Origin of the sequence: Pseudomonas sp. MWU16-30322 (genome assembly GCF_020515535.1) — a bacterium.
GTDB lineage: Bacteria > Pseudomonadota > Gammaproteobacteria > Pseudomonadales > Pseudomonadaceae > Aquipseudomonas > Aquipseudomonas fluorescens_H.
Map to the genome: position 1 here is coordinate 1 of NZ_JAIWYL010000037.1, position 310 is coordinate 310.

A 310-nucleotide genomic window follows, 5' to 3' on the forward strand; every position below is an offset into this window, starting at 1 on the left:
TGAAGAAGACGATAGAAGCAGCTTTAAGCTCCAAGCTGATAGCTCTTAGCTAATCAGTTACGCGCTCGAAATTGGGTCTGTAGCTCAGTTGGTTAGAGCGCACCCCTGATAAGGGTGAGGTCGGCAGTTCGAATCTGCCCAGACCCACCAATTTTGTATGGGGCCATAGCTCAGCTGGGAGAGCGCCTGCCTTGCACGCAGGAGGTCAGCGGTTCGATCCCGCTTGGCTCCACCATTAACTGCTTCTGCTTGTTAGAGTTTAGAAATGAATATTCCGGTGTGAATATTGATTTCTAGTCTTTGATTAGAT

The 310-nt window shown here is 48.7% G+C and carries 2 tRNA genes; both read left to right on the top strand.

The annotated features are described in order from the left end of the window. Positions 1–73 precede the first annotated feature (73 nt). Positions 74–150: transfer RNA gene (locus LCH64_RS28220), tRNA-Ile, on the top strand. 9 nt (positions 151–159) lie between these two features. Further along, positions 160–235, top strand: a tRNA-Ala gene (locus tag LCH64_RS28225). The last annotated feature ends 75 nt before the right edge of the window (positions 236–310 follow it).